The following is a 2,660-nucleotide window of genomic DNA, read 5'->3' as shown; positions in this document are numbered from 1 at the left end:
GCGGCAAAACCAATATCTGAGTGGCCAGTAAATGACGATATATTTTCGAGCATAATCTTATTATTTGGGTTCATCCCGGTTGATTTACACCGATTTAAATTTAGATCGGTCAATAGCATGGGTTTTATCGAATCATCAAAAACTATGCTCAATAATGTGTGGTCACATGAGCGAACTATTTCAGCTGATGGTTCAGGGGCAAAAATAAGAGATGTCGTTTATTTCAAAAGTAAATTAGGCTTTTTAGGTTATTTATTTAAACCAGTATTTCAATCAATATTTGCTCATCGTCATAAACGGTTAAAATCAAAGTATGCAAAAAGCAGCTAACAAGGCCTCATAGGGGCATCGTTAAGTTTCCTAAGAGGGGGTTTTCAACTAAGCTAGTAACTCGCATTTTTCTACACTGATGATCAAGGGGCAGATATGAAGTTGTCAGTAAATCAGTTCTTATTGTTCATAATTGCTTTACTTTGTGTACAGTTGGCGTGGGCAAATGAAGCAATAGACATTGTCACAGATCCATGGCCTCCATTTGCCTATGAAGAAGATAATAAAGTGGTGGGAACCGACGTAGAAGTTGCGTTATCAGTATTTCAGAAGCTTGGCGTAACAGCTAATATTCGATTATTGCCATGAAAACGCTGCTTGGGTTTAGTTAAAAACAAAAAAGCTGACGCAATACTAGCCGCTTCTATAACTGAAGAAAGAAAGGAATTCCTACACTTTCCTAGTGAGCCAGTGTCTAAAGGCGTTACTGTATTTTTTAAGAAAGCAACAAACTCTATTTCTTCTATTGACTTAAATAACCCTAAAAACCTGCGTGTGGGGGCAATTCTTGGCTATAAATATTGTGATGAGTTACACAATTCTCACCTATTAGAGAATGCATCGCGAGTACCAACTTTGGAACAAAGCTTGAATATGCTGTTACTGGGTCGCATCGATTTAGCAATAGGTGTCGAGCTAGTTGGCTTTCATAAAGCTCGGGAGATGGGTATTTTGGATCAATTAACTATCGTTGGGAGTAAGCGTTATTGCCCTGGCGGAAATTATTTAGCTTTTGCGAAGAAGCCAGGGCTTGAAGAGCTGTCATTGAGATTCAGTGAGGAGCTGACGAAGTTCAAGACAACTGATGAATATAAACAAATTCTAGCCAAATATGGAAAACTTCAGTAAGAGTTTAACCAAGCGCCCTACCGAACTCGCCTTCGGTTAACGCAGCGTTAGACAATCTTTATAGGGAAATATATCAATTGATCAAAAACACCATCTTTATTTTATCTCTAACACTGCTGTTCGGCTGTGCAACCACAAGTCAAGAAAGGCTCGCTCGGGCAAAAACTTATGAGGAAAGATCTGAGCGCGCTAATCAACAAGCTTCTAAAATTGGAAGTCTCCCTGGTACTCCAGATAATATTGAGTCGATGGAAAGAGCTTATGAAGAATCAGCTTATTACAGAGAAAAAGCACATGATACGAAGTACAAAAATACATGGGCTGAATTGATTGTTGGGGTCATTGCCCTTCTCATTGGAATCGCAACAAAATAAACATAACCAGACCAAGCAACAGGTTCTTTATGAAACTAAAAACAATTACTTTACTCTTAGCAAGCCACTTATCTATAGGCGCATTGGGTATCGGTTTGGGGATATATATCCTGCCAATTCTAACGGCACCGACTGCGCCTTCAGAGTCAATGATCTCAGAGATTTCTTCGCAAGCGCGATATACCGGGAAGTTTAAAAGAGACCTAGAGGATAGCGACACCTTTCACTGGGGCGAAGGCATCGTTTCGCTTAACACTGAGTACATTTCTTTAGCTGGCCAACTGGCTCCCGGGCCAGACTATAAGCTTTATCTTTCTAAAGAGTTCGTAGAAACCGAGCTTGATTTTCAGCGCTTGAAGTCGTCAATGCTTCAAGTTGGTGACGTGACAACCTTCGAAAACTTTGTCGTCAAAGTGCCTCAGGGCACCAATATAGCTGACTTTAGCTCAGTCATTGTTTGGTGTGAGGCCTTTGGTGAGTTTATTACGGCAGCCAAATATCAGTAAATGAGTTCAGCGAACAGACTCTGCAATTAAAATATTTGATTCGCCCAAACGGTTAAACCCGATGCGACACTGCCGAAGTGGTCGCCATCAAGCACCTCGATGTCACCAAATTTATTGTGAATTGCTTTACGAATAACAGGGGACTGACCCGATCCCCCCGTTATAAAAATTAGATCGGGTTGTGTTTGCGCTTGTGTAATCGCTTCTTCCATCAAGCTCAGCATTTTCATCAAGGGTCGGTCAATTGCTTCAGCAAACTGCTCTAGCTTTACGTCTTGACTCAGCCCATCTTCGATAAACTCAAGTGAGCTTGAAACCCTATCGGCTGAGGACAAGGCGATTTTGCATTGCTCTGCGCTGCGAACAAGCTGATGTTGCTGCTGATTATTTCGCATTGAGATAAAGCGTTTGATCAAGTCTGGCTCAACACAATCGCGTAGTAGCTGTTCAATATCCAAGCCTGTATTAAGTTCATTAAACCGTGTCTGAGCCGATACATCGTTAGTGCTCACTGCGTCCCAGAAAAGCTGGGTGGGAACAGGAAGACCGCTTTTGGTTTTTGACAACATGCCCAGAAGTGGCATGAGGTGCTTTCCTGCCA

Annotated in this window: 6 protein-coding genes; 5 read left to right on the top strand and 1 reads right to left on the bottom strand. The window is 41.5% G+C overall.

From position 1 onward, the window contains the following. The 5 genes from A3757_RS27640 to A3757_RS14420 all read left to right on the top strand — a co-directional run. Positions 1-330 (top strand): hypothetical protein (locus A3757_RS27640; protein WP_231878286.1); only part of this gene is annotated, 330 nt, incomplete at its 5' end. Between the two features lie 96 nt (positions 331-426). Further along, a complete protein-coding gene (locus A3757_RS14435; RefSeq protein WP_068516628.1) occupies positions 427-639 on the top strand; it encodes a hypothetical protein in 213 nt (70 codons plus the stop codon). Positions 640-648: 9 nt separating this feature from the next. After that, the gene (locus A3757_RS14430; RefSeq protein WP_068552979.1) at positions 649-1,179 is read left to right on the top strand and encodes an ABC transporter substrate-binding protein; all 531 of its coding nucleotides are present in this window, start codon (positions 649-651) and stop codon (positions 1,177-1,179) included. A 77-nt stretch (positions 1,180-1,256) separates the two neighbouring features. Beyond that, positions 1,257-1,553 carry a hypothetical protein gene (locus A3757_RS14425; RefSeq protein ID WP_068516621.1) on the top strand — a complete coding sequence of 99 codons (297 nt, stop codon included), beginning with the start codon at positions 1,257-1,259 and terminating at the stop codon, positions 1,551-1,553. 29 nt (positions 1,554-1,582) lie between these two features. Further along, a complete protein-coding gene (locus A3757_RS14420) occupies positions 1,583-2,059 on the top strand; it encodes a DM13 domain-containing protein (RefSeq protein ID WP_068516618.1) in 477 nt (158 codons plus the stop codon). A 26-nt stretch (positions 2,060-2,085) separates the two neighbouring features. Here the strand turns inward: A3757_RS14420 and A3757_RS14415 are convergent. Beyond that, on the bottom strand, positions 2,086-2,660 hold a 575-nt coding region (locus tag A3757_RS14415), incomplete at its 5' end, for an Hsp70 family protein (RefSeq protein WP_156506329.1).

This window comes from Oleiphilus sp. HI0117, assembly GCF_001635235.1.
Note: the sequence above shows the minus strand (reverse complement) of the source record. Positions and strands in the feature narration are given on the sequence as shown.

What these genes read in the sequence shown, in the direction of transcription:
- A3757_RS14435 (WP_068516628.1), top strand. Translation starts at nt 427, where the DNA reads ATGAAGTTGTCAGTAAATCAGTTCTTATTGTTCATAATTGCTTTACTT.
- A3757_RS14420 (WP_068516618.1), top strand. Translation starts at nt 1,583, where the DNA reads ATGAAACTAAAAACAATTACTTTACTCTTAGCAAGCCACTTATCTATA.